Below are 24,059 nucleotides of genomic sequence, written 5' to 3'. Positions count from 1 at the left end.
CCTCGCCTTGCAGCTCATGCGTTCCCCCGACCGATCCGCTCCGCGGCCCGCAGCCGCACCGACGCGGCCCGGGGGTTGGCCTCGATCTCCTGCTCACCGGCGAGCTCGGCGCCCCTGGTGAGCAATCGGAATTCCGGTCCGTGTCCCGGCAGTTCCACCGGCAGGTCGACCGGGGTCCGCGACTTCGCCCGCTCGGTGAAGGCCCGCTTGACCATCCGGTCCTCCAGCGAGTGGTAGGACATCACCACGATCCGACCGCCGGCGGCCAGCGAATCCAGTGCCGCCGGAAGCGCGCGGTCCAGCACGTCGAGCTCTGCGTTGACCTCGATGCGCAGCGCCTGGAACGTGCGCTTGGCCGGGTGTCCGCCGGTGCGCCGGCTCGCCGCCGGCACCGTGTCGTAGAGCAGCTGGACCAGCCGGGCGCTGTTGGCGAAGGGCTCCTTCTGGCGTTCCCGGACGATCGCGGCGGCGATCTTGCCCGCGAACTTCTCCTCGCCATAGGTGCGCAACACCCGCGCCAGCTCGTCCGCGCTGTAGGTGTTGAGCACGTCCGCGGCGGTGCGCGGCGCCCCCGGGTCCATCCGCATGTCCAGCGGCGCGTCGTGCGCGTAGGCGAAGCCGCGGCCGGTCTCGTCCAGCTGCAGCGAGGACACCCCGAGGTCGAACAGCGCGCCGTCCACTTCGGACATGCCCAGGTCGTCGAGCACCTCCGCCCACTGGTCGTACACCGCGTGCACCAGGTGGATCCGGGAGGCGTACGGCGCCAGGCGCTCACCGGCCAGCCGCAGGGCGTCTGGGTCCCGGTCCAGGCCGACCAGGGTCAGGCCTGGGTGCGCGGCGAGCATCGCCTCCGAGTGCCCGCCCATGCCGAGCGTGGCGTCGACGACCACCGCGCCCTCGCGGGACAGCGCCGGCGCGAGCAGCTCCAGCGTGCGGTCGAGCAGTACTGGCACGTGCTTGTCGCGGGCGGATCCGCCCTGATCATGCCGCTGTTCGGCCACGGCGGTCCCTCCCTCCCGCGTGCCCGTTCTCATTGAACATCGCGATCGAATACCCCGATCGCCACGCGCGGAACCACGCGTGGCGATCATCGGTAAGCCCCCTCGTCGTCCGGATCCCGTCAGGTCCCCGCCCGCCCGTCGCGTCCTGGTGCCGGGGAAGATGCACCAGGCATGCGATAGCCGAGCGGACCGAGGCCTCACGAAACCCGGATCACTTGCCCTTAACTCCCGTCCCGCCGGTCGGCGGAACGCTCAGAACACGCCGGGCAGCACCTCCTCCTGCGCCTTCGCATAGCTCTCCTCGTGTTCGTCGAGGTAGCTCTGCCACCTCTCCGCGTGCCAGATCTCCAGGCGGTTGATCGCGCCGATGACCACGCACTCCTTGGCCAGCCCCGCGTAGCGCCGCAGCTCCGCCGCGATCGAGATCCGACCCTGCCCGTCGGGCTGCTGCTCGTCGGTGCCGGCGAACAGGTACCGCTGGTAGGCGCGGACCGCCTCGTTGGTGAACGGTGCCTCGGCGACCTTGCGCGCCATCTGCTCGAACTCGTCGCGCGGGAAGACGTAGAGGCAGTGGTCCTGTCCCTTGGTGACCATCAACCCCCCCGCCAATGCCTCCCGGAACTTCGCCGGCAGCGTCAGACGCCCCTTGTCGTCGAGCTTCGGGTGGTGGGTGCCGAGAAACATCCCGGTCCACCTCCCCCGCCCAGGCCGCCTGCGTGACGGCCCCGGACCCGCCCCGACGGCGCCCACTCCCTGAACGACGACCGGGCCGGTACTTCCGCTGGACGCGATGATCTGTGGCCATTGGAAGTGGTAGGACCCCCGTTTGCCCCACCTTCCCCCACAGTACCCCACTTCACTCCACCGTCAACACGAGTTGCCACGGTTCCCCCAGCAGTATTGGCACCGTTTGCGCTGGTAGCACAGCGTGGCGGCGAGGTGGGGGAACGGCTGGCCCAGCCTTGATCAACCCGTCGGGGTGCGCAGTTATGCTCGTGACCCGCCCGACTCGGGCCCCGGCGGCCCGCCGCGGTGGGGCGAAGTGGGGAGGCCGTCCGCCGCGTTCGGCCGAGGTTCGATGCGGGTGTCCCACCGGGCATCGCCGGGTTTGGCACACTGCACGTGCACGCCGGACTCGATCAGGCGATCGTTGCCGCTTCGCCGGAGGACGCCGGCGCGGACCACCAGAGCCGCCCACCGGCCGCAGACTTTGGAGGTTTGCATGCGCGACCGCTCCGGCGAGCCGACGCCGCCGCACCGGGTGATCGCGCGCCGCAACGCTCAGGAGGTGGCGTGACGCCGAAAACCCAGCTGTCCGATGCCGCGGCCGACGCCGCGACGCCGAGCATCGACCAACTGCACAGCACCATCCAGCGCATCGCCGCCAACATCGAGCAGGTGCTGGTCGGCAAGCCCGAGGTGGTGCGGGTCGCGCTGGTCACCATGCTCGCCGAGGGCCACCTGCTGGTCGAGGACGTGCCGGGCGTCGGCAAGACCTCGCTGGCCAAGGCGCTGGCCCGGTCCATCGACTGCACGGTCAGCCGGATCCAGTTCACCCCGGACCTGCTGCCCAGCGATATCACCGGCGTGTCCATCTACAACCGGCAGACCGAGTCCTTCGAGTTCCGGCCCGGCCCGGTGTTCGCCAACATCGTCGTCGGCGACGAGATCAACCGGGCCTCGCCGAAGACCCAGTCGGCGCTGCTGGAGTGCATGGAGGAGAACCAGGTCACCGTCGACGGCGAGACCTACCCGCTCAGCGCCCCGTTCATGGTCATCGCCACCCAGAACCCCATCGAGATGGAGGGCACCTACGCGTTGCCCGAGGCGCAGCGGGACCGCTTCACCACCCGCGTGTCCATCGGCTACCCGGACGCCAAGGCGGAGCTGGCGATGGTGGACGAGCACGCCGGGCACGATCCGCTGCGCGACCTGCGCCCCGTCGCCGACGGCGGCGAGGTGCAGGCCCTGTTGCGGGCCGTGCGCCGGGTGCACCTGTCCACCGAGATCCGGCGCTACGTGATCGACCTGGTCACCGCGACGCGCCAGCTGCCCGAGCTGCGGCTGGGCGCTTCGCCCCGGTCGACCCTGCAGTTGGTCCGCGCCGCCCGGGCGCAGGCCGCGCTGGCCGGACGCGAATTCGTCGTCCCGGACGACGTCCAGGCCATCGCCGTCCCGGTGCTGGCCCACCGGCTGGTGCTGACCAGCGAGGCGCGCGCCGCGCGCCGCTCGGCCTCGGACCTGGTATGGCAGCTGCTCAACCGGATCCCGGTGCCGCGCGGCGACAGCGACAGCGAACGCAGGTAGTCGTGCTCTCCGGGCTGACCATCCGCGGGCGCTGCCTGTTGGCAGCGGGCGCGGCCGCCTGCATCTGCGCTCTCGTGCTGGACGAACGGGATCTGCTGCGCGTGTCGGCGTTCGTGATCGCGCTGCCGCTGCTGGCGCTGCTGCTGTCCAGCCGCATCCGGTTCGGCATCGCCGCCCGCCGGCAAGTGGTGCCGCCGCGGATCCCGGTCGGCTCCGAGGCCACCGTCCAGCTGCACGTCACCGGCAGTGGACGGCTCCCGGTCGATGGTTTGGTGCTGGAGGACAACACCCCGCACGCGCTCGGCGGGCGGCCGCGGTTCCGGCTGGACGCGGTGCCCCGGCACGGCGGCACGCTCCTGGAGTACGAGGTGACGCCGACGCTGCGCGGCATCCACCACATCGGGCCGCTGCGCACCCGGATCGGCGATCCGTTCGGGCTTTCCGAGTTCGAGCGGGAGCTCGCCGACCGCAGCCGCCTGGTGGCCGTGCCGAAGGTCTTCCCGCTCACCGGACTGCCCGCCGGTTCCGGGCTGGGCACCGGCGACGACGGCACTACGCGCCTGCGCTCCGGGCACGGCGAGGACGACGCGATGGTGCGGCAGTACCGGCATGGCGACGACATCCGGCGCGTGCACTGGAAGTCCACCGCGCGCCGCGACGAGCTGATGGTGCGCGTCGAGGAACGCCCCTGGCACGGCGGCGTCACGGTGCTGCTGGACCGGCGGTCGGCCGCGCACCGGGGCAGCGGCGCGGGGAGCAGCGTCGAGTGGGCGATCTCCGCGGTCGCCAGCATCTGCTTGCACCTGCACCGGAGCGGCCAGCAGGTCCGGCTGGTCACCGAGGACGGGCACGTGCTGGCGGGCGGCGCCGGGCCGTCCGACGGCGGGCACGACGACGATGCGGTGCTCGACTCGCTGGCCGCGGTGCGCAGCTCGCCGCAGCGCGACCTGGTGGCCACCCGCGATCCGGGCGGCGGCCACGAGCTCATCGCGGTCCTCGGCGAAACGACCACCGCAGCGGTCACCGAGCTGACCAAGCTCCGTCCACAAGAGACTCGGAGCCTCGCGCTGCTGCTCGACGTCGGGGCCTGGAACGGGGACAACGGCGGAGGTTTCGACCCGCGGCAGACCGCCCGGCGGCTGCGCGCGGCCGGCTGGACCGTGGTCATCGTGGGCGGCCCCCGGGCCTCGATCGCCGAGGGCTGGCAGCGGCTCTGCCGGGAGACCACGGCACCCGAATCGGAGGTCGTGACGTGACCGCGAACCGGACGACCGCCGCCATCGACACGTCGTTGGTGGCGACCGCGGCCGGTGCACTGTCCGTGCTGTGCGCGTCGACGGCGTTCGCGGGCGTGCTGGCCGACGGCCGGTGGGTCTTCCCGGCGATGGTCACCGTGGTGGCCGTCGCCGCGATCGGGACGTTGGGCCGGCGGTTCCGCAGGCCGGTCGCGGCCACCGTGATCATCCAGCTGGTCGGCCTGCTGCTGGTCCTGACCGCGCAGTTCGCCGAGCGTGCGATCCTCGGGTTGCTGCCGGGCCCGGCGGCGATCGCGGATCTCGGCAAGCTGCTCGGCGACGCCTCCGAACTGGTGCGCACCGGCGTTCCGCCGGTGCCCGCCGAACCGGCCTTGCAGGCCATGGTGTGCCTCGGCCTGGGCCTGGTCGCGCTGGTCGTCGACCTCATCGTGGTGACCTACCGCAGCCCGGCGGTGGCCGGGCTGCTGCTGCTGTGCGTCTTCGCCATCCCCGCGTCGCTGGCCGACAACATGCTGCCGTGGTGGTCCTTCGTCGCCGGGGCGCTGGGCTACGCCATGCTGCTGGCCTCGGGCGGGCAGCATCGCAGGTGGCGCCGGCACGAAGACCGCAGCCAGGTCGCGCAGACCCTGTTCGGCCGCACCACGGGCGCGATCGCCGGCACCGCCGGGGTGATCGCGCTGCTCACCGGCATGGTGTTCAGCGGGGTCGGCACCGAGGGCCGGCTGCCCGGAGCGGTGCCGGAGGAGTTCGGCGGCACCGACGGAATCGGGCTGCAACCGTTCACGTCGCTGCGCGGCCAGCTCAACCGGGACCGCGTCGTCGAGCTTTTCCGGGTTCGCGGCCTGCGGGAAGGCACCTACCTGCGGGCGATGACACTGCGGAAGTTCGACCCGGAACGCGGCTGGGAGCTGGAGGGCCTCACCCAGGGCGTCGACGCCAACGCCAAGCTCGCGCTGCCGGAGGGCACCGGCATCATGCTCGGCGACAGCGAGCGGGTCGAGATCCAGCCAATCGGCTATCGGGACCCGTGGCTGCCGGTGTTCGGCATCCCGCTGTTCGTCTCCGGGATGGGCACCAACTGGCGTTACGACCCGGCCGCCGGGATCGTGTTCACCCAGACCAGCCAGGAAAGCCGCCCCTACGTCGAGCAGTTCCTCGTCCAGCGGCCCACCCCGGACCAGCTGCGCGAAGCCCAGGGCCCGATGCCGATCGCCCCGTCCTACCTGGACACCGCGGGAATCCCGCCCCAGGTGGCCGACCTGGCCAGGCGGTTGACCGCGAACGCGCCCACCGCTTTCGACAAGGCCGTCGCGCTCAACCGGTACTTCACCGATCCGTCGAACGGTTTCCGCTACGACCTGAAGACCGCCCCGGCGACCGGCAGCGACGCCCTGTCGGACTTCCTGTTCCGCGGCAAGCGCGGGTTCTGCGAGCAGTACGCCTCGTCGATGGCGGCCCTGCTGCGCGCCGTGGGCATCCCGTCCCGGGTGGCGATCGGCTTCACCCCCGGCTACCGCGACGGCGACGAGCGGGTGGTCACCACCGAGGACGCGCACGCCTGGGTCGAGGCGTACTTCCCGGGCTGGGGCTGGCAGACCTTCGACCCGACGCCGCTGAGTGACGGCCGCACCGCGCTGCCGGAGTTCCTCAATAGCGAGCTGAACCCGTCGCAGCCGCAAGCACAGGTGCCGGGTCAGCCGGTGCCGAGCACGCCGCCCACCGCCGGTTCGCAGCCCGGGTCGGCGCACCCGGACGGCGCCGATGTCGGCGCGGCGCGCACGCCGCGCGAAACGGAGGGCACGAACCCGTGGCCGATCACGATCGGCGTCCTCGTGCTCGGCTTGGTGCTGCTGGTGACGCCCGCGCTGGTGCGCGAGGTGCGCAGGAGGCGGCGACGACGCGCGGTCGCCGAAGGCGCGGAAGGTGCTGCGGGGATCGCGTGGCGAGAGGTGCTGGACGAGTTCCAGGACCGGGGGACCCGACCGGCGGCCACCGACACCGCGCGACGCATCGCGACGGGCTTCATCGACGATCATGGCCTCGACGAATCCGGTGCCAAGGCGATGCGCGCACTGGTGGTGGCGGTGGAGCGGGAGTGGTACGCGCCAGCGGGGCAGGAGCCGGAGGCGACGCTCCCGGAGACGCTGCACGGTGTGCTGGACAGCCTGGGCCGCGCAGCGCCACTGGACTGGCGCTCGCGCCTGTTCCCGCGCTCGGTGCTGCAGCTCCGCCACGCCAACCGGTGATGCCAAGGCATTCCGCGAAGACCGGTGTGCTTTTAGGCGCTTGCAGGCTGCTCTGGAGGCGGTTTTGAGCTGCCTGTTTGGAGCACCGAAGGCGGCCTCCGACGTTCTGCTACCCGCACCGCCACGCGAAACGAGCCTGGGGACAGAAGCTGGCGCACAGCGATGATCGCCGCCGGTCTGCTCGTTGGCAGCCGACGGCGATCATCAGGTCATCAGCCGTTATTGATCGAAGCGCTTGCGGAAGCGCTCCTCCATTCGCTGGGCGAAGGAACTGCGTCCAGCACTGCGGTTCGCGCCCCTCTTCGGCCGGTCACCACCGCCGTGTGCCAGCCCCGATTCGATGTCGTCCCCGCCACCGCGCAACGCGGACAGGACGATCACTGCTCCGCCGAACATCACGAGGAAGCCGACCACGCTCAACACGGGGATGTCGGCCGGCCTGAGGGCCGGGATCACCGCGCCGATTACCAGCAGGGCCAACCCCAGGACGAAGACGGCTATGCCCTGCAGCCGCCGACGTCTGGATGGACGATGCAGTCGTCCTCCGCGCACGGTGGAGGCGAACTTGGGGTCCTCGGCATAGAGCGCGCGCTCGATTTGTTCGAGCTGTCGCTGCTCGTGCTCGGAGAGTGGCATGACTCCTCCTCCGGCACAGTTTCTCAGTGGCGCCGGAGACCCGGTGGGCTGGTTGCCCACGCAGGCTGGGGACCGGCGAACGCTTGGGGGCGTCACTCACGAGGATACGGTTCCCGAGACGGGACGACTACCCGGTCCCAGCACCGGAACTGTGCGAGGTTGCCGACATCATCCCCTCGGGGCAGTGACCGATCCGCGTTCCGCCCCCCGCAGGCATCCACCCAGCGGAAAGGGCGGCGCCGAAGGCCCGCCTCGACGTTTTTCGCTCCTCGTCTTCGAAGCGGCGCAGCCGGCTTGGAAGCAGTCGTCAGGCGGGCCTGCGGGCGATTGCGTGCAGTCGGGTTGCGATGTCGCGCAGCGGGGAGCGCAGCGCTGCCACTCGCTCCAGTTCGGCCATCGCGTCGGCCGCCCTGGGGTTGTTGTCCAGCACCGATCCGGGCACCAGGTCGCTGAGCACCGCCTGCCCCTGCACCAACTCCACCGAGAGCCCGGCTCGTGCCAGGAGCTGCTGCAGGCCGTCGGTGTCGAACCGCCGCTGCAAGGTGTCCGAGGCCGCATCGAGCCGGCCGTCCGCGTCCTGGATCAGTTGCAGCGCCTCGGCGACCCGCCCGGCAAGCGCCCACCCGAGGACCGCCGCGTACCGGTTGGCGACCAGCACCGACACGGCGCCGCCCGGTGCGGTGGCCGCCGCCAGTGCCGCAACTGCGGCCTCGACGTCGTCGACGACCTCCAGGAGGCCGTGCGCGAGCACGAGATCGGCGCCGCCTTCCGGGCTGAACGCCGCCAGCGCGTCGGTGTCGCCCTGCAATGGGGTGATCTGGTCGGCCACCCCGGCGTCGACGGCCCGGCGCTGGAGCATCGCCAGCGCGTCCGGGCTCGGATCGACCACCGTCACCGAGCATCCCGCCGATGCCAGCGGCACGGCCCACACGCCGCTGCCGCCACCGACGTCGAGTACCCGCGGCGGGCGCCCGCCGCGGCGACGCCGAGCGTCGTCGAGTTCGGTTTCCAGCACCTGGTGGACGGCGTCGGATCTCATGGTGAGCAGCGTAATGCGGGGTCGCGGGCGGGTTTCACCGGCGTGCGGAACCCCGGAGGCCGGTGGCGGCTCCGGGGTTCCGCCTTCGAGCGGAGCAAGACGGCGACAGCGGCTCCGGCAAGGGGCCGCTACCCGCGGCGCCAAGCGGATCAAGTTTCAGGTAGAAGTTCTGGGGCGGCCGCCGGTTCCGTAGGCTACGACCGTGCAGACGGTGGCAGTGCTGAGTCTCAAGGGTGGCGTGGGCAAGACGACCGTGGTGCTCGGGCTTGCCTCGGCCGCCATGCGCCGGGGGGTTCGGACGCTGGTCGTCGATCTCGATCCGCAGTGCAACGCGACCGCATGCCTGGAGCCGGACAAGACCACCAAGGGCCTCAGCGACGTCCTGGCCGATCCGCGCCCGGAGGTCCTGCGGGCGGCGGTGGCCGGCAGCTCGTGGGGCGAAGAGGTCGACGTCCTGGTGGGCTCCGAGGACGCCGAGAGCCTCAACGGCCAGCACTCCGACGGCGATCACCTGTCCCACCTCACCGACGCACTGTCCGAACTGGACGGTCTGATCGCCGAGGGCGAGCTGCCGTACCAGCTGGTGTTGCTGGACTGCCCACCGTCCCTGGGGCGGCTGACCCGCTCCGCGCTGATCGCAGCCGACCGCGCGCTGCTGGTCACCGAGCCGACGATCTTCGCGGTCTCCGGCGTGCAGCGGGCGTTCGAGGCCGTGCAGGCCGAGCGCCAGTCGAACAACCCCGATCTGCAGCCCCTCGGCGTCATCGTCAACCGGGTCCGGCCGCGCTCCCACGAGCACCAGTTCCGCATCGACGAGCTGCGGGACATCTTCGGTCCGCTGGTGCTGCCGGTCGCGCTGCCCGATCGGTTGGCCGTGCAGCAAGCACAAGGCGCGTGCATGCCGATCCACCAGTGGGGCACGCCGGGCGCGCGGGAGGTCGCGCTAGCGTTCAACCTGGTGCTCGCCCGCACCCTGCGGGCCGGTCGGCAGCGCCGCTTCGAGCCGGACGACGACGAATTCCCGGAGGACACCGAATGAGCACGACGGCGTACTTCGCGTTCCTCGTCGTGGCGCTGATCGGCATCATGACGCCGGGGCTGGACACGATGCTGATCCTGCGGCATTCGCTGCTCGGCGGGCGCCGCGCCGGGGTCGCGACGTTCCTCGGCATCAACCTCGGCTGTGTGATCTGGGGCACCGCGAGCGTCGCGGGGCTGACCGCGCTGCTCACCGCCTCCCAGATCACCTACGACATCGTGCGGGTGGCGGGCGCGGCCTACCTGCTGTGGCTGGGCGGCTCGGCGATCTGGAAGTCCTTGCCCCGCAACAAGGTTCAGCAGCCCGAAGACGTCCCTGCCGAACCGGTCCGGCTGACCGGTTGGACGGCGCTGCGGGCTGGGATGACCACGAACCTGCTCAATCCCAAGGTGGGCGTGTTCTACATCAGCCTGCTGCCGCAGTTCCTGCCCGCCGGGCCGGCGGCGTTCGTCTGGGGTCCGCTGCTGGTCGCCACGCACGTCTCCATCGGCCTGCTGTGGGGCACCGCGCTGGTGTGGGTCGCCAGCCGGGCCCGCGCGCTGTTCCAGAAGCAGCGGGTGCGCGCCTGGCTGGACCGGGTCACCGCGACAGTGCTGATCGGCCTGGGGCTGAAGCTGGCGGTCGAGGGGCGGTGAGTCGGCCCTGCCCGAAGGCGACACGGTCTTCCTCACCTGCCACCGGTTGCACGAGGCGCTGGCCGGGCAGGTCCTGACCCGCGGCGAGCTGCGGCATCCGCGACTGTCCACCTTGGACCTCGCGGGACACGGGGTGCGCGAGGTACGGCCGGTCGGCAAACATCTGCTGATCCGCTTCGACGACGGCCACACCCTGCACAACCACCTGCGCATGGACGGCGCCTGGCATATCTACTCCCCCGGCGCCCGGTGGCGGCGACCTGCGCACCAGGTCAGGGCGGTGCTGAGCACGGCCGAACGGGTCGCGGTCGGGTTCAACCTGCACGACCTGCGCTGGCTGCCGACCTCGGCGGAATCCCGGCTGGTCGGCCACCTGGGGCCGGACCTGCTCGCCCCGGAGTGGGGCGACGAGCACGCGGCCGAGGCGGTCCGACGGCTGACCGCCGACCCGGACCGGGAACTCGGCCTCGCGTTGCTGGACCAGACCGTCATGGCCGGGGTCGGCAACCTCTACAAGACGGAAGTGTGCTTCCTGCTCGGCCGGTCGCCGTGGACGCCGGTCGCGGAGGTCGACGCGGCCCAGGCGGTGCGGCTGTGCCGGGAACTGCTGTTGCGCAACGCCTGGCATCCCGAGCAGTCCACCACCAACAGCCTGCGGCGCGGCACCCAGCACTGGGTCTACGACCGCCGCACCTGCCTGCGCTGCGGAGGCCCGGTCCGCCGCGGCACCCAGGGCGACGGCGTCGAAGCCCGAGTCGCATACCACTGCCCCAACTGCCAACCCTGATCCGCCCAGCCCGCAGGTGCGGACAATTTCGCGAGAAATCGCACCGCCCCCTGATGAAGCGACCCACCACGTTCCGTGATCACCCCGCGCCGTGCCGTGGGGCGGGGTGCAATTTCGCGAGAAATTGACGTTCACCCGGGTGACGGTCAATTTCTCGCGAAATTGCGCCGACCCACCCGGCGCGGGACCGGCTGGCGGGGCTGGCTTCAGTGCTCGGCGGCGGCGCTGCGGGCGTCGGCGAGGCTCCGCAGGACCGGGTAGACCAGCACGATGCCGACCGAGCCCCACACCATGCCCGTGACCCGGAGCTCGCCCAACCGCAAGGTCAGGTCGCCGACCCCGGCGATCACCGCGGTGCCCAGCACCACCAGGTTCACCGGATCCGCCAAGTCCACCTTGGCGTCCAGCCAGATGCGCGCCCCGACCAGCGCGATCAGCCCGAACAGCACCAGCGTCGCGCCGCCGAGCACCCCGAGCGGGACCGTGTTGATCAAGGCGCCGAGCTTCGGCGAGAAGGAGAGCACGATCGCGGCCAGCGCGGCCACCATGCACGCCGCCGTCGAATACACCCTCGTCGCAGCCATGACCCCGATGTTCGCCGCGTTGCTGCTAAGCGCGGAACCACCCGCCGAACCGGCCAACGTGGTGGCCAACCCGCCGCCGATCAACGCGTCCCCGACGTACGGGTCGAGGTTCCGGCCGCTCATCGCGGCGACCGCCTTGAGGTGCCCGACGTGCTCCGCGACCAGCACGACCACCAGCGGAAGCACGAACGGCATCACCGAGATGTGCACCTGCGGGGCGATCAGCTGGGGAAACCCGACCCAGGGCGCGGCGGCCAGTTCGTCGAGCCGCTCCTGGACCAGGTCTCCGGCCAGCGCGGCGTAGGTCCACCCGACCAGCACGCCGATCAGCACCGCTGCCCGCCCGGCCATGCCCCGGCTGATGACTGTGAGCAACACGACCGTGCCCAGCGTCAACGCCGCGGGCACCGGCTGCTGCCCGAAGGAGGACACCGACTGCGGCGCGAGACTCAAGCCGATCATCAGCACGATCGCCCCGGTGACCACCGGCGGCATCGCGGACTCCAGCAGTCGCACGCCCAGCGCCTTGACCGCGACGCCGACGGCCATCACCACCAGGCCGACCGACATGATCCCGCCGAGCAGCGCGGCCGGACTCGCACTGGCCTGGTCCGCGGCCGCGCCCAGCGGCACCACGAAGGCCACCGACGCGCCCAGGTAGCTGGGCACCCGGTTGCGGGTGAGCAGCAGGAACAGCAGCGTGCCAACACCGGACAGCAGCAGCGTGGTCGTCAGGGGGAAGCCGGTGAGCAGCGGCACGAGCGTCGTGGTGCCGAACATCGCCAGGAGGTGCTGGAGACCGAAGCCGATGGTCAGCGGCCAGCTCAGCCGTTCCCCGGATGCCACGACGGCATCGCGCACCAGGCGTCGACCGCTGCCGTGCACGGTCCACAACGCCACATCGTCCTCCCCGAGCCGCCCGGTCGGGCGAGGCCCTGCCACGGCATGTGATGACTGGAGGAAGATTACTATTTCGCATCACACAATCAAGCCAACCCACCGGCAGTTCCGACGATACGTCGACTACCAGCAGTGATCTCGCCGCGGCGTGTCGCCTCAGGCCTGATCGGACCGGCGCTGCGGATCGGATCCCGGCCCGCCGGGCCCGAACATCTCTCGCAACCCGGCCGCGAGCCCGGCCAACCGATCGGTCGCGTCCTGCATCAGGTATTTCTGCTCCGACGCGCCGCTGGCGGCGACCGCCCGGCCCGCGGCGGCGACCAGCGCGCCGTACCCGTCGAGGCCTTCGTCCAGCTCCTCGCGCAGCCGCTGCACATCAGCCCGCAACGCGGACTTCTGCGCCGCTGGCGCGTGGGGGATCGCCGCCTCCACGGCGACCAGCCGCTCCGCGACCCGCCGCAGCTCCGCTGCCGCGCTGTCCGCGGTGCCCCGCGCGTCGGCCGCGGTGCTGCCCTCGCCCTCCGACGTCAGCTGCGCCAACGCGCGGTGCAGGCTCTGCTCCGCATCGCGCAGCCGCTGCATCGGTTCCCGCGCCGCCGACCCCTGCGGGGGCAGCGCCGCGGGCTCCGGCAGCGGCTCGGGCAGCGGCGTCTTCATGAGCCGTCGATACTTCAGTCCCGCGCTGACCGCGCCCACGCCGCTAGCGACGGCGACCCCGCCGAGGCCGACGGTCGCCACGTCCTGGAACAACCACCCCAGATCGCCCCACATGCCCCAGAACGTCGGGGTGGACGCCGAGACGAACGCCCCAGCGCCGAACACCCCTGTCGAGACCGCGCTGCCCGCGGCGGTCCGCTTGGCTCGCTTGCGCTGCCGGAGCAGCCGGGCCCGCGGATCGCGCCAGGTGGCGAACTTGCGCCGCACCTCGGAGAGGAGTGGGCCGCGCAACTGCTCAAGCGCGGCCTCGCCCAACTGCGCCAGCTCCTGCTTGCGGGACTTCACCGTTCGCTCGCTCAGGCTTGGCCGGCTTGCGGGTTCTGCTGCTGCTGTGGGTTGGTCGCCGGCTCAGCGGAAGTGGCCGAACCGCCCGCGATCTGCTGCTGCTGACCGCCGGTCACCTGCTGCTGCCCGCCGCCCATCGAGGCGCGCAGCTGCGCGAGCCGGTTGGCACCGGCGGCGTCGATGGACGCCTGCTGCACCTCGAGCATCCGGCCCTGGACGCTGTTCTGCGCCAGTTCCGCCTCGCCCAGCGCGGTGGTGTAGCGGCGCTCGATCTTGTCCCGGACCTCTTCCAGCGACGGCGTGTTGCCGGGCGCGGCGATCTCGGTCATCTGCCGCATCGACGCGGAGACCTGCTCCTGCATCTTCGCCTGCTCCAGCTGGCTGAGCAGCTTGGTGCGCTCGGCGATCTTCTGCTGCAGGATCTGCGCATTGCGCTCCACCGCCTGCTTCGCCTGCCCGGCGGCGCCCAGCGACTGGTCGTGCAGGGTCTTGAGATCCTCGACACCCTGCTCGGCGGTGACCAGCTGGCTGGCCAGCTGGGTGGCGGTCTCCTCGTACCTCTGGGCGGTGGCCTCGTCGCCGTTGGCGCGCGCCTGGTCCGCCATCACCAGCGCCTGCTTCGCCGAGGCCTGCAGCTTCTCGACCTCGCCGAGCTGACGGTTGAGCTTCATCTCCAGCTGCCGCTGGTTACCGATCACGGAAGCGGCCTGCTGGGAGAGGCTCTGGTGCTGCCGCTGCGCTTCCTCGATGGCCTGCTGGATCTGCACCTTCGGATCGGCGTGCTCGTCGAGCTTCGACGAGAACGACGCCATCAGGTACTTCCAGGCCTTCACGAACGGATTGGCCATCTCCTCCGCCTGCCTTCTCCTGTGCTTGGCTGCCCCATGCCGACACATCCACACCGGGCGTGCCCGCTGGTTCCATCGTGTCAGGTAGTCGTGTCGGCTTCCACCAAACACGGTAGATCCCCGGGATTTACCCGGAGCCACGACCCAAGATCGAACCAGAACGCCGCGGCCCGCCAACCACCGACCCCCGAAACGGACGTGAATGCCAAAGCGGGCATCCCAAGACCTGGCCGCCGGTCAGTGAGCATGCCGAGAACGCTGTTCAGCGGGAGGAGCGCCGAATGCGACCACCGCACCTGGGCCTCGCGGGGGCTCGGCCCGCGCGATCAACACTGACGGCGACCCCGGTCTGCGCCTTCTGCAGACACAGTGCTCCCAACCGTCGCCGTCACGCGGCCACCACGACGCCTCCGGGCTTGCGCACCGGCGCGCTGATCCGCTGGCTGAGCATCGGCTGCAGCCGGTCCGCGCAGGCGCGCGGCTCGGCGTCCGCACCGGCTTCGGCACCGGCCAGCTGCTGCTGGGCCAGTTCCGCGTCGGAGAGCTCGGTACCGATCAGGCTGGGCACCAGGCGGCCACCGTCGACCTCCGCCGACTTGGCCTGCTCGACGACCGACGGCACCAGCAGCGTCTCGTCGAGGTCGCCGGCCACGGTCACCAGGAGTTCCGGCAGCGGCAGGTCCAGGGCGCCGCAAATCGAGGCGAGCAGCTCGCTGGACGCCTCCTTGCGGCCCCGTTCCACCTCGGAGAGATATCCGAGGCTCACCCGGGCAGCGCGCGAAACGTCCCGCAAGGTCCGAGACTGTGCGGTCCGGGCGCGGCGCAGCCGTTCACCGACCGCCTCCCGCAACAATACGGTCATCGCGCGCCTCCCTTCCTTCGTCGCCTACCGCGTGCACCACGCGTGAACGCCACCTACGTTACTCATCCGAGGGCCCGAACGAGAACGATCGCCGACAAGTCCGCCAAGGGCGAACGTCCCGTGATCGGTCGGCAGGGCCGACCGCGCGCGCTCTTGTGCCAGCGCACAGCATCTTGCCGCATCAACGCAAGAGGCCCGCGAAGTGTTCCAGCGACACCCTAACGGCCGCAGCCCGCACGGCGTACCGATCGCCGTCGAGGCGCACCGTGTGCACCGTCGCGCCGCCCGGCCCCGCGAATCCGAGGTGCACGGTGCCCGGTGGCACGCCGTCTTGCGGATCGGGCCCGGCGACCCCGGTGAGCCCGATGCCCCAGTCCGCCCCGCAGCGCTGCCGAGCGCCGTCCGCGAGCATCTCCGCGACCCGCGGGTGCACCGCGCCGTGCGCAGCGAGGAGATCGCGATCGACTCCGGCCAGCTCCGCCTTCAGATCGGTCGCGTAGACGACCAGCCCGCCCCGGACCACGTCGCTGGCGCCCGGCACCTCGGTCAGCACCGCGGTCACCAGCCCAGCGGTCAGCGACTCCGCGGTCGCGACCGTTTCACCGCGCCGCCGCAACGCGGCGAGCAGGGCCGCCACCTGCGACAACGGCAGCCCGATCTGATCGAGGATCACGCGCCGACCTTGGCGCGGCCGGCGGCGCGCAGCCGCACCGCGCGCACGACGTAGTCGAGTCCGGTCCCGACGGTGGCGACCAGCGCCGCGCCCATCACGATCCAGCGCGGAATGTCGGCCCAGCTGCCGAGCGGCAGCAGGTAGAGGCCGATGGCGAGGGCCTGCAGCAGCGTCTTGACCTTGCCGCCGTGGCTGGCCGGGATCACGCCGTGCCGGATCACCCAGAACCGGAGCAGCGTGACGGCCACCTCGCGGCCGATGATCACCCAGGTGATCCACCAGCCCAGGTCGCCGAGCAGGCTGAGTCCGACCAGCGCGGCGCCGGTCAGCGCCTTGTCCGCGATGGGGTCCGCGACCTTGCCGAAGTCGGTGACCAGGCCGCGCTTGCGGGCCAGGTCGCCGTCGATGCGGTCGGTGATCGAAGCGATGGCGAACACCCCGGTGGCGATCCACCGCCACAGCGTGTCGTGCCCGCCGTCCCAGAACAGCGCGACGAGGAAGACCGGTACCAGCGCCAGCCGGGAAACGGTCAGGATGTTGGCGATGTTGACCAGCGGCACGGGCGGCGGCTCGGTCGGGTTCACCGCTGCGGAATCGGATGTCGCGCCATCGGCCGTCATGGCTGCTCCCCGGACCGTTTCTGTGCGGGCGTGCTGTCGATCGGGCGCACCACGAGGTCCACGCCAACGCTATCCACCACCTGGCAGTGCAGCACATCGCCCACGTTGACCTCTCCAGGATCAGCGACGAGGCATTCCCCGTCCACCTCCGGTCCCTGGTGGTCGCCACGACCGGCGCACTCCTCGTCGCTGACGCGCTCGACGAGCACCCGCACCTCGGTGCCGATGCGGTCCTCGGCGCGCTGCGAAATCAGCTCGTCCACCAGGTCCGAGAGCTGCTCGACGCGCTCGTCGACGACGTCCGGGTCGATCTTGTCGTCGAACCCGGCGGCCTCGGTGCCGTCCTCGTCGGAGTAGCCGAACACGCCGATGGCGTCCAGCCGCGCGCGGGTGAGGAAGTCCTGCAGTTCGGCGAAGTCGTCCTCGGTCTCGCCGGGGAAGCCGACGATGACGTTGCTGCGGATGCCCGCCTCGGGGGCGAGCTCGCGGATCTGCTCGATGAGCGCCAGGAACGACTCGGTGGAGCCGAAGCGGCGCATCCGGCGCAGCACCGGCTCGCTGGAGTGCTGGAACGACAGGTCGAAGTACGGCGCGACGCCGGGCGTGGTGGCGATGGCCCGCACCAGGCCGGGCCGGGTCTCGGCGGGCTGCAGGTAGGACACCCGCACCCGGTCGATGCCCTCGACGGCGGCCAGCTTCGGCAGCAGCACCTCCAGCGCCCGCGCGTCGGAGAGGTCCTTGCCGTAGGAGGTCGAGTTCTCGCTGACCAGGAACAGTTCCTTGGCCCCGTGCTCGGCCAGCCAGACAGCCTCGCCCAGCACCTCTTCCGGCGGCCGGGACAGGAAGGAGCCACGGAACGACGGGATGGCGCAGAAGGAGCAGCGCCGGTCGCAGCCGGAGGCCAGCTTCAGCGCGGCGACCGGCGAGTCGTCGAGCCGGCGGCGCGCCACCGAGCGGGCTGCCGGGACCCAGCCGTGCCCGGGCACCGCGACCTCGGCGGCCGCGGCGGGGCGGGCGACCGGGCTGATCGGCAGCATCTTGCGCCGGTCCTGCGGCTGGTGCGGCTGGATGGCCTGCCCGGCGAGGACATCGTCGAGCCGGTCGGCGAGGTTGGCGTAGTGGTCGAAGCCGAGCACCGCGTCGGCCTCCGGCAGGTGTTCGGCGAGCTCGGCGCCGTAGCGCTCGGCCATGCAGCCCACCGCGACGACCTTCGCGCCGGTGTCGGCGGCGGCGAGCAGCGTGTCGACGGAGTCCTTCTTCGCGGATTCGACGAAGCCGCAGGTGTTGACCACCACCACGTCGGCCTGGTCGGCCTCCACGAGGTCCCAGCCGCGGCCGTGCAGGTTGCCGGCGAGCTCTTCGGAATCGACCTCATTGCGGGCGCAACCGAGCGTGACCATGGCGACTCGGCGGTGATTTTGCTCGGTTGACATGCGACGAGCGTAACGTCCCCGTCGTCACGCCCTGCGCACGAGCCCACCAGCCGAAAACCCCCGCCGTGGCCAAGATTACGGCTGGCCGACGACCAACTGAGCCGATCGCTGGTTAGGCTTGCCTAAGGTAAGAGCCCCCGCTGGGGTGCGACCGGCCAGAGTGCGCGACGCCCGCGCGATCAAGGCGCTGATCGACCACTACGCGGGAAAAGTGTTGCCGGGCAAGGGACTCGTCGCGCTCTACGAGGACATCCCAGGAGGTTTGGGTCGCCGAGCAGGCAGGCCGGATCGTCGGCCGCGGCGCGCTGCACGTGGCTCTGGGAAGACCTCGCCGAGATCCGCACCGTCGCGATCGACCCGATCGCCAAGGGCCGCGGCATCGGGCACGCGCTGGTGGCGCGCCTGATTGCCACCGCCGGCGAACCGGGGCTGTCGCGGATCTTCGTGCTGACCTTCGAGACCGAGTTCTTCGGCCGCCACTGCTTCCGCACCATCAACGGCGCCCCGGTCAGCCCGGAGGTATTCGAGGAGATGCGCCGCTCGGTCGACGCCGGCGTAGCCGAGTTCCTCGACCTGGCCAACATCAAGCCCAACACCCTCGCCAACACGCGCATGCTGTTGCGACTTGGTGCGTGACGCGCACCGCGAATGCGCATGCTGCGGCCGGATCGCGGCGCTACGATGCTTGCATGAATGACTATGCATCCACGGCGATAATGATTCGGCGGGCTCGGATCGCCGACGCGCGGACGATCAAATCCCTGGTCGACACCTATGCCGGAGAGGTGCTGCTGGCCAAGGAACTCGTCACGCTCTACGAGAACATCCAGGAGTTCTGGGTCGCCGAGCTGACCGAACCCGACCAGCCCGGCCGCGTGGTCGGCTGCGGCGCGCTGCACGTGCTCTGGGAAGACCTCGCCGAGATCCGCACCGTCGCCGTGGACCCGGTGGTGAAGGGCCGGGGAATCGGCCACCGCCTGGTGCACCAACTGGTCGGCCTGGCCCGCGAGCTGGGCCTGTCCCGGGTGTTCGTGCTGACCTTCGAGACCGAGTTCTTCGGCCGCCACGGCTTCCGCACCATCAACGGCGCCCCGGTCAGCCCGGAGGTCTTCGAGGAGATGCGCCGCTCGGTCGACGCCGGCGTAGCCGAGTTCCTCGACCTGGCCAACATCAAGCCCAACACCCTCGGCAACACCCGAATGCTCCTCGACCTGAACGGTTAGCACCCGTCCGGTCGAATCCCCCGCCACCCTTCTCGTGTTGGACGCTCAACCGCCCCGCAGGTATCACCAGCACCGGCTATAACACAGGAGAATGATCCTTCGGCTTCGAGGAGACCAGCCCGTGGAACGTTCCGCTGCTCACCGCGGCTTTATCGCCGGCGCCGCCGCGGCCGGCGCCCTGTTGCTCACCGCCGGGACCGCGCACGCCGACCTCAGCCAGACCCAGCTGCGGAAGGTGACCGACGATTACCTCTTCGAGACCTCCCTCGACTCGTTCACCGCGACCCGCGCCGAGCGGCCACACGCGGACCAGCTCGACTGGTCCACCGACGGCTGTTCGATGTCGCCGGACAAACCACTGGGCTACAAGTTCCGCACCAGCTGCGAACGGCACGACTTCGGTTATCGCAACTACAAGAAGCAGGACCGGTTCGGCGAGGACAACCGCAAGAAGATCGACGACAACTTCAAGTCCGACATGTACTCGGTCTGCGGCACCGACATGGTCTGCAAGGGCACCGCGAACATCTACTACTACGCGGTGCGGGAGTTCGGCGGGACGAGCGGCTCCACCGCCGACGCCGTCGACCAGGCGCAGGTCAAGCCCGTGCTCTCCGGCAACGGGTTGCTGCTGGAGTTCCGCGCGGTCAACTCCGAAGGCCTGCTCGTGCGGCTCGGCACGACCGGCTGAGCACCGGTCCGACCACGGTCTGCGAAGGGCGCGTCCGAGCGGGCGCGCCCTTCGTCGTCCGGCCGGGTTTTTCGCCGCTGTGGAAAGGTAATATGCCCTTCGCTCCCCGGCGCACGGCGAGAAGGGAACACGCATGGTCAAGCGGCAACTTCCGCGCTGGTCCGAACTGCGTCCGCTGCTGCGGGTCAAGCCCCCGCAGGTCAACCCCACCGAGCGACGCCTGTCCGCCGCGCACTCGATCGCCGACCTGCGGGCCATCGCACGCCGCCGGACGCCGCGCGCCGTGTTCGATTACACCGACGGCGCCGCCGAGGCCGAGATCAGCCTGCGCCGCGCCCGGCAGTCCTTCCGCGACGTCGAGTTCCGCCCCTCCGTGCTGCAGGATGTGTCCAAGGTGGACACCAGCACGACGATGTTCGGCAAGCGGTCCGAGCTGCCGTTCTCCTTCGCCCCAACCGGTTTCACCCGGATGATGAACCACGAGGGCGAACCGGCGGTGGCCCGCGTCGCGCAACGCGCGGGCATCCCCTACGCGCTGTCCACAATGGGCACCACGTCCATCGAGGACGTGGCCGCCGCCGCGCCGAACTCCCGGAAGTGGTTCCAGCTCTACCTATGGCGCGACCGCGAGGCCAGCCGCGAGCTAGTGCAGCGAGCCCAGGACTCCGGCTACGAGGCAATGCTGCTCACCGTCGACACACCGGTCGGCGGCGCGCGCCTGCGCGACAACCGCAACGGCCTGACGATCCCCCCGGAACTGACGTTCAAGACCATCGCCGACGGGGCGATGCACCCGGCGTGGTGGTTCAACCTGCTCACCACCGAGCCGCTGTCGTTCGCCTCCTTCAAGCACTGGTCGGGCACCGCGCAGGACCTGATCAACGCCATGTTCGACCCGTCGCTGAACTACGCCGACCTGGAGTGGCTGCGGGAGCTGTGGCAGGGGCCGCTGATCGTCAAGGGCATCCAGAACGCCGACGACGCCCGGCGCGTGGCCGACCTGGGCGCCGACGGCGTGGTGCTGTCCAACCACGGCGGTCGGCAGCTCGACCGAGCCCCGACGATGCTGGAGCTGCTGCCGTCGGTCCGCGAGGCCATCGGCGACCGGGCCGAGGTGCTGCTGGACACCGGGATCGTCAGCGGCGCGGACATCGTCGCGGCGATCGCGCTGGGCGCGGATTCGTGCCTGATCGGCCGCGCCTACCTGTACGGGCTGATGGCCGGCGGCGAGCGGGGCGTGCAGAAGGCGGTGGACATCCTCCGCGCCGAGATCGTCCGGACCCTCCAACTGCTGGGCGTCCACTCCATCGGCGACCTCAACACCACCCACGCCACGGTCCGCCGCTGACTCCCCCGCAATTTCAATGGAAATCAGACCTCTGATTTCCATTGAAATTGCGGCCGACCCGTCGGTCGGGCCGGTCGCATAGAACACTCGCACGGTCCGCCGATGTACTTCTCGAAGTCCGTGGTGATGTGGATGACCGGCTTCCCGTCCGACGTCGGCAGCACGGTCGGGCTGAAGTTGGGGCAGACGCTGCCCTGGTTGTAGCTGACCTGCACCGGCGACGGAATCTCCCGCCAGCCCCTGGCCAGGTCGGACGGGTTGTCGTTGACCATCAGCGTGCGCCCGTTGCCCGGCGCCCAACCGCCGTTGTCACCGCCGAGCATCTGGTACGCCAGCAGCAGCCCCGCCGCGAGAATGTTGGCCCCGCCTGGTGAAAATGCGGAAAACGGCAACGTCCCCGCATCTGGGGAGATGCGGGGACGTCGGGTTCACCGGGTCATTCTGCGTCCGGCGACGGCCCGCCCCGGATCGTGTACAGCGTGTTCTCCAGCTCGTCCGGCTTGATCAGCACCTCGCGGGCCTTCGACCCCTCCGACGGCCCGACCACGCCGCGCGACTCCAGCAGGTCCATCAGCCGACCCGCCTTGGCGAACCCGACCCGCAGCTTGCGCTGCAGCATCGAGGTGGACCCGAACTGGCTGGTCACGACCAGCTCGGTGGCCTGCAGCAGGACGTCGAGGTCGTCGCCGATGTCGGAGTCGACCTCCTTCTTCTCGCCCGCCTTGGCCGCCGTGACGCCGTCGGTGTACTCCGGGTCGGCCTGGTCCTTGGTGAAGGAGACGATGCGGTGGATCTCGTCGTCGCCGACGAACGCCCCCTGCACCCGCACCGGCCGCGACGCGCCCATCGGCAGGTACAGCGCGTCGCCCATCCCGATCAGCTTCTCCGCGCCCGGCTGGTCCAGGATGACCCGCGAGTCCGTCAGCGACGAGGTGGCGAACGCCAACCGGGACGGCACGTTGGTCTTGATCAGACCCGTCACCACGTCCACCGACGGGCGCTGGGTGGCCAGCACCAGGTGGATGCCGGCGGCCCGCGCCTTCTGGGTGATCCGCACGATGGCGTCCTCGACGTCCCGCGGCGCGGTCATCATCAGGTCGGCGAGCTCGTCGACGATGGCCAGGATGTACGGGTACGGCCGGTACTCGCGCTCGCTGCCCAGCGGGGTGGTGATCTCCCCCGACTTGACCTTCCGGTTGAAGTCGTCGATGTGGCGCACCCGGTTGGCCTGCATGTCCTGGTAGCGCTGCTCCATCTCCTCCACCAGCCAGGCCAGCGCGCCGGCGGCCTTCTTCGGCTGGGTGATGATGGGCGTGATCAGGTGCGGGATGCCCTCGTAAGGGGTCAGTTCCACCATCTTCGGGTCGATCAGGATCATCCTGACCTCCTGCGGGGTGGCCCGCGCGAGCAGCGACACCAGCATCGAGTTGACGAAGCTGGACTTACCGGACCCCGTCGAACCGGCCACCAGCAGGTGCGGCATCTTGGCCAGGTTCGCGGTGACCATGTGGCCTTCGATGTCCTTGCCCAGCCCCATCACCAGCGGGTGGCTGTCCTTGCCCGCCTCGGCGGAGCGCAGCACGTCGCCGAGCCGCACCATCTCCCGGTCGCTGTTGGGTACCTCGATGCCCACCGCGGACTTGCCGGGGATCGGCGCCAGCAGCCGGACGTTGTCGGTCGCCGCGGCGTAGGCGATGTTCTTGGTCAGCGCGGTGATCTTCTCGACCTTCACGCCGGGGCCGAGCTCCACCTCGTAGCGGGTCACGGTCGGACCCCGGGTGAATCCGGTGACCTGGGCGTCGATGTTGAACTGCTCCAACACCGCGGTGATCGCCTCGATCATGCTGTCGTTGGCCCGGCTTCGGCTCTTCGGCGGGTCACCGTCGGTGAGCACGTCCAGCGGCGGCAGCTGGTAGTCGCCTTCGACGCTCCGGCTGATCTGCGGCTTGCTGCTCTTCTTCGGCTTCTCCTCGGCAGCTTCGGCGACCGGCTTGGCCGGCACCGCGGCGGCTTTCGGCTTGGCCGGCTTGGGCTGTTCGTCGGGCACGTCGTCCAGCGAAAGCTGACGGTCCTCGTCGGACATCGCCGCCTGGCGACGCCGCGACGGGCGGCGCAGCTTGACCGAGGCGGTATCGCCCTCGATTCCCTTGGTATCGGCCGCCGACCGGGCCTCCTCGGCCTCCTGACCGAGTCCGCGCAACCGAGCCGCGACCTCGCGCACCGGCGTGCCGGTGAGCACGAGCAGCCCGAACAGCCCGATCAGCACCAGCACCGGCACGGCGACCCAGCCGGTGAGGCCGTGCGCGAGCGGCCCGCCGGCGACGAAGCCCAGGGCCCCGCCGGCGTTCGGCCAGTCCTCGGGGTTCAGCGGGGAACCCGCCACGATGTGCAGGACGCCGAGCGTGGTGAAGATCAGCAGCATCGACCCGATCACCACCCGGGGCCGTGCCTCCGCGCTGTTCTCGGTGCGCATCAGCAGGACGGCCGTGACCAGCAGCACCGCCGGCAGCACCACGGCGGCCATGCCGATGACCGAGCGCAGGGCCCAGTCGAACCAGTGCCCGACCGGCCCACCGGCCTGCCACCAGACACCGGCGGCGGCGATCACCGCGGTCGCCAGGAAGATCAGTGCCAGTCCGTCGCGGCGGTGCGCGGGGTCGAGCGTCTTGGTCTTGCCGACCGCCCGAACCACGCTCCCGACGCCGCGCGCGAGGCTCCCTCCGCTCCTGGAACGGGTCTTGGTGGACCGCTTGGGCGCCGGCCTGCGGGGCGCGTGCGTCGATCCGGGGCGGGGCTTGGAGCTCCCGGTGCTCTTCCGCGCGGTGGTCGACCTGGCCGATCCACCACTCCTGGCAGTGGAGCCGCTGCTCTTGGTCGCGCTCTTGCCGCGCGACGAGCCACGTCCCCCGTTCGATGTCCGGCTCGCCAT

General features: G+C 70.8%; 22 protein-coding genes and 1 pseudogene. 10 read left to right on the top strand and 13 right to left on the bottom strand.

The window, feature by feature from the left end:
- Window positions 1-14 precede the first annotated feature (14 nt).
- Both rsmH and mraZ read right to left on the bottom strand, forming a co-directional pair.
- Window positions 15-1,034: a 16S rRNA (cytosine(1402)-N(4))-methyltransferase RsmH gene (gene rsmH / locus DL519_RS38830; RefSeq protein ID WP_190822276.1), complete on the bottom strand. Its 1,020-nt coding sequence runs from the start codon at window positions 1,032-1,034 to the stop codon at window positions 15-17.
- Window positions 1,035-1,253: 219 nt separating this feature from the next.
- A complete protein-coding gene (gene mraZ, locus DL519_RS38825; RefSeq protein WP_168584823.1) occupies window positions 1,254-1,685 on the bottom strand; it encodes a division/cell wall cluster transcriptional repressor MraZ in 432 nt (143 codons plus the stop codon).
- A gap of 609 nt (window positions 1,686-2,294) precedes the next feature.
- Here mraZ and DL519_RS38820 point away from each other — a divergent pair.
- From DL519_RS38820 to DL519_RS38810, 3 genes are read left to right on the top strand one after another with little or no spacing between them, the layout of a single operon-like run.
- A complete protein-coding gene (locus DL519_RS38820) occupies window positions 2,295-3,308 on the top strand; it encodes an AAA family ATPase (RefSeq protein WP_190822274.1) in 1,014 nt (337 codons plus the stop codon).
- Window positions 3,309-3,310: 2 nt separating this feature from the next.
- Window positions 3,311-4,564 carry a DUF58 domain-containing protein gene (locus DL519_RS38815; protein WP_190822272.1) on the top strand — a complete coding sequence of 418 codons (1,254 nt, stop codon included), beginning with the start codon at window positions 3,311-3,313 and terminating at the stop codon, window positions 4,562-4,564.
- Window positions 4,561-6,810, top strand: a complete 2,250-nt coding sequence (locus DL519_RS38810; protein WP_190822270.1) for a transglutaminase family protein — start codon at window positions 4,561-4,563, stop codon at window positions 6,808-6,810. The genes DL519_RS38815 and DL519_RS38810 overlap by 4 nt, the downstream gene beginning before the upstream one ends.
- Window positions 6,811-7,029: 219 nt before the next feature.
- Here DL519_RS38810 and DL519_RS38805 read toward each other — a convergent pair whose 3' ends face one another.
- Entirely contained in the window at window positions 7,030-7,446 is a 417-nt protein-coding gene (locus tag DL519_RS38805; protein WP_168584827.1) for a DUF3040 domain-containing protein, read from the bottom strand.
- Window positions 7,447-7,753: 307 nt separating this feature from the next.
- A complete protein-coding gene (locus tag DL519_RS38800) occupies window positions 7,754-8,485 on the bottom strand; it encodes a class I SAM-dependent methyltransferase (protein WP_190822268.1) in 732 nt (243 codons plus the stop codon).
- Between the two features lie 202 nt (window positions 8,486-8,687).
- Here DL519_RS38800 and DL519_RS38795 point away from each other — a divergent pair, with 202 nt between their 5' ends.
- The 3 genes from DL519_RS38795 to DL519_RS38785 are packed head-to-tail and all read left to right on the top strand — an operon-like array spanning window position 8,688 to window position 10,946.
- Window positions 8,688-9,524, top strand: coding sequence for a ParA family protein (locus DL519_RS38795; RefSeq protein WP_190822266.1), 837 nt, complete (start codon window positions 8,688-8,690; stop codon window positions 9,522-9,524).
- Window positions 9,521-10,159 carry a LysE family translocator gene (locus DL519_RS38790; RefSeq protein WP_190822264.1) on the top strand — a complete coding sequence of 213 codons (639 nt, stop codon included), beginning with the start codon at window positions 9,521-9,523 and terminating at the stop codon, window positions 10,157-10,159. The genes DL519_RS38795 and DL519_RS38790 overlap by 4 nt, the downstream gene beginning before the upstream one ends.
- A 7-nt stretch (window positions 10,160-10,166) precedes the next feature.
- A complete protein-coding gene (locus DL519_RS38785) occupies window positions 10,167-10,946 on the top strand; it encodes a DNA-formamidopyrimidine glycosylase family protein (protein ID WP_190824483.1) in 780 nt (259 codons plus the stop codon).
- Window positions 10,947-11,152: 206 nt separating this feature from the next.
- Here the strand turns inward: DL519_RS38785 and DL519_RS38780 are convergent, their stop codons facing one another.
- The 7 genes from DL519_RS38780 to rimO all read right to left on the bottom strand — a co-directional run bounded on the left by DL519_RS38780 (window position 11,153) and on the right by rimO (window position 17,868).
- Window positions 11,153-12,430, bottom strand: coding sequence for a uracil-xanthine permease family protein (locus DL519_RS38780; protein WP_190822262.1), 1,278 nt, complete (start codon window positions 12,428-12,430; stop codon window positions 11,153-11,155).
- A gap of 156 nt (window positions 12,431-12,586) precedes the next feature.
- Window positions 12,587-13,432: a phage shock envelope stress response protein PspM gene (gene pspM, locus DL519_RS38775; protein WP_190822260.1), complete on the bottom strand. Its 846-nt coding sequence runs from the start codon at window positions 13,430-13,432 to the stop codon at window positions 12,587-12,589.
- Between the two features lie 11 nt (window positions 13,433-13,443).
- Window positions 13,444-14,280, bottom strand: a complete 837-nt coding sequence (locus DL519_RS38770) for a PspA/IM30 family protein (RefSeq protein ID WP_190822258.1) — start codon at window positions 14,278-14,280, stop codon at window positions 13,444-13,446.
- Between the two features lie 388 nt (window positions 14,281-14,668).
- A complete protein-coding gene (locus tag DL519_RS38765) occupies window positions 14,669-15,142 on the bottom strand; it encodes a helix-turn-helix domain-containing protein (RefSeq protein ID WP_190822256.1) in 474 nt (157 codons plus the stop codon).
- Between the two features lie 181 nt (window positions 15,143-15,323).
- Complete coding sequence (locus DL519_RS38760; protein ID WP_190822254.1) at window positions 15,324-15,815, bottom strand: CinA family protein; 492 nt, start codon at window positions 15,813-15,815, stop codon at window positions 15,324-15,326.
- On the bottom strand, window positions 15,812-16,435 hold the full coding sequence (pgsA, locus tag DL519_RS38755; RefSeq protein ID WP_190822252.1) for a CDP-diacylglycerol--glycerol-3-phosphate 3-phosphatidyltransferase: 624 nt from the start codon (window positions 16,433-16,435) through the stop codon (window positions 15,812-15,814). The genes DL519_RS38760 and pgsA overlap by 4 nt, the downstream gene beginning before the upstream one ends.
- On the bottom strand, window positions 16,432-17,868 hold the full coding sequence (gene rimO / locus DL519_RS38750) for a 30S ribosomal protein S12 methylthiotransferase RimO (protein WP_190822250.1): 1,437 nt from the start codon (window positions 17,866-17,868) through the stop codon (window positions 16,432-16,434). The genes pgsA and rimO overlap by 4 nt, the downstream gene beginning before the upstream one ends.
- Window positions 17,869-18,013: 145 nt before the next feature.
- Between rimO and DL519_RS38745 the strand changes: the two are divergent.
- The 4 genes and pseudogenes from DL519_RS38745 to DL519_RS38730 all read left to right on the top strand — a co-directional run bounded on the left by DL519_RS38745 (window position 18,014) and on the right by DL519_RS38730 (window position 21,130).
- Window positions 18,014-18,504, top strand: a pseudogene (locus DL519_RS38745) (amino-acid N-acetyltransferase).
- A 53-nt stretch (window positions 18,505-18,557) separates the two neighbouring features.
- The gene (locus DL519_RS38740) at window positions 18,558-19,091 is read left to right on the top strand and encodes an amino-acid N-acetyltransferase (protein WP_223840035.1); all 534 of its coding nucleotides are present in this window, start codon (window positions 18,558-18,560) and stop codon (window positions 19,089-19,091) included.
- Between the two features lie 121 nt (window positions 19,092-19,212).
- Window positions 19,213-19,782, top strand: coding sequence for a phospholipase (locus DL519_RS38735; protein ID WP_190822248.1), 570 nt, complete (start codon window positions 19,213-19,215; stop codon window positions 19,780-19,782).
- Between the two features lie 133 nt (window positions 19,783-19,915).
- Window positions 19,916-21,130, top strand: a complete 1,215-nt coding sequence (locus tag DL519_RS38730) for an alpha-hydroxy acid oxidase (RefSeq protein ID WP_190822246.1) — start codon at window positions 19,916-19,918, stop codon at window positions 21,128-21,130.
- Between the two features lie 23 nt (window positions 21,131-21,153).
- Here the strand turns inward: DL519_RS38730 and DL519_RS38725 are convergent, their stop codons facing one another.
- Both DL519_RS38725 and DL519_RS38720 read right to left on the bottom strand, forming a co-directional pair.
- Window positions 21,154-21,522: a hypothetical protein gene (locus DL519_RS38725; protein ID WP_190822245.1), complete on the bottom strand. Its 369-nt coding sequence runs from the start codon at window positions 21,520-21,522 to the stop codon at window positions 21,154-21,156.
- Window positions 21,523-21,566: 44 nt separating this feature from the next.
- Window positions 21,567-24,059: an FtsK/SpoIIIE family DNA translocase gene (locus tag DL519_RS38720; protein ID WP_190822243.1), complete on the bottom strand. Its 2,493-nt coding sequence runs from the start codon at window positions 24,057-24,059 to the stop codon at window positions 21,567-21,569.

This window comes from Saccharopolyspora pogona (genome assembly GCF_014697215.1).
In the GTDB taxonomy this organism is placed as follows: Bacteria; Actinomycetota; Actinomycetes; order Mycobacteriales; family Pseudonocardiaceae; genus Saccharopolyspora; species Saccharopolyspora hattusasensis.
Note: the sequence above shows the minus strand (reverse complement) of the source record. Positions and strands in the feature narration are given on the sequence as shown.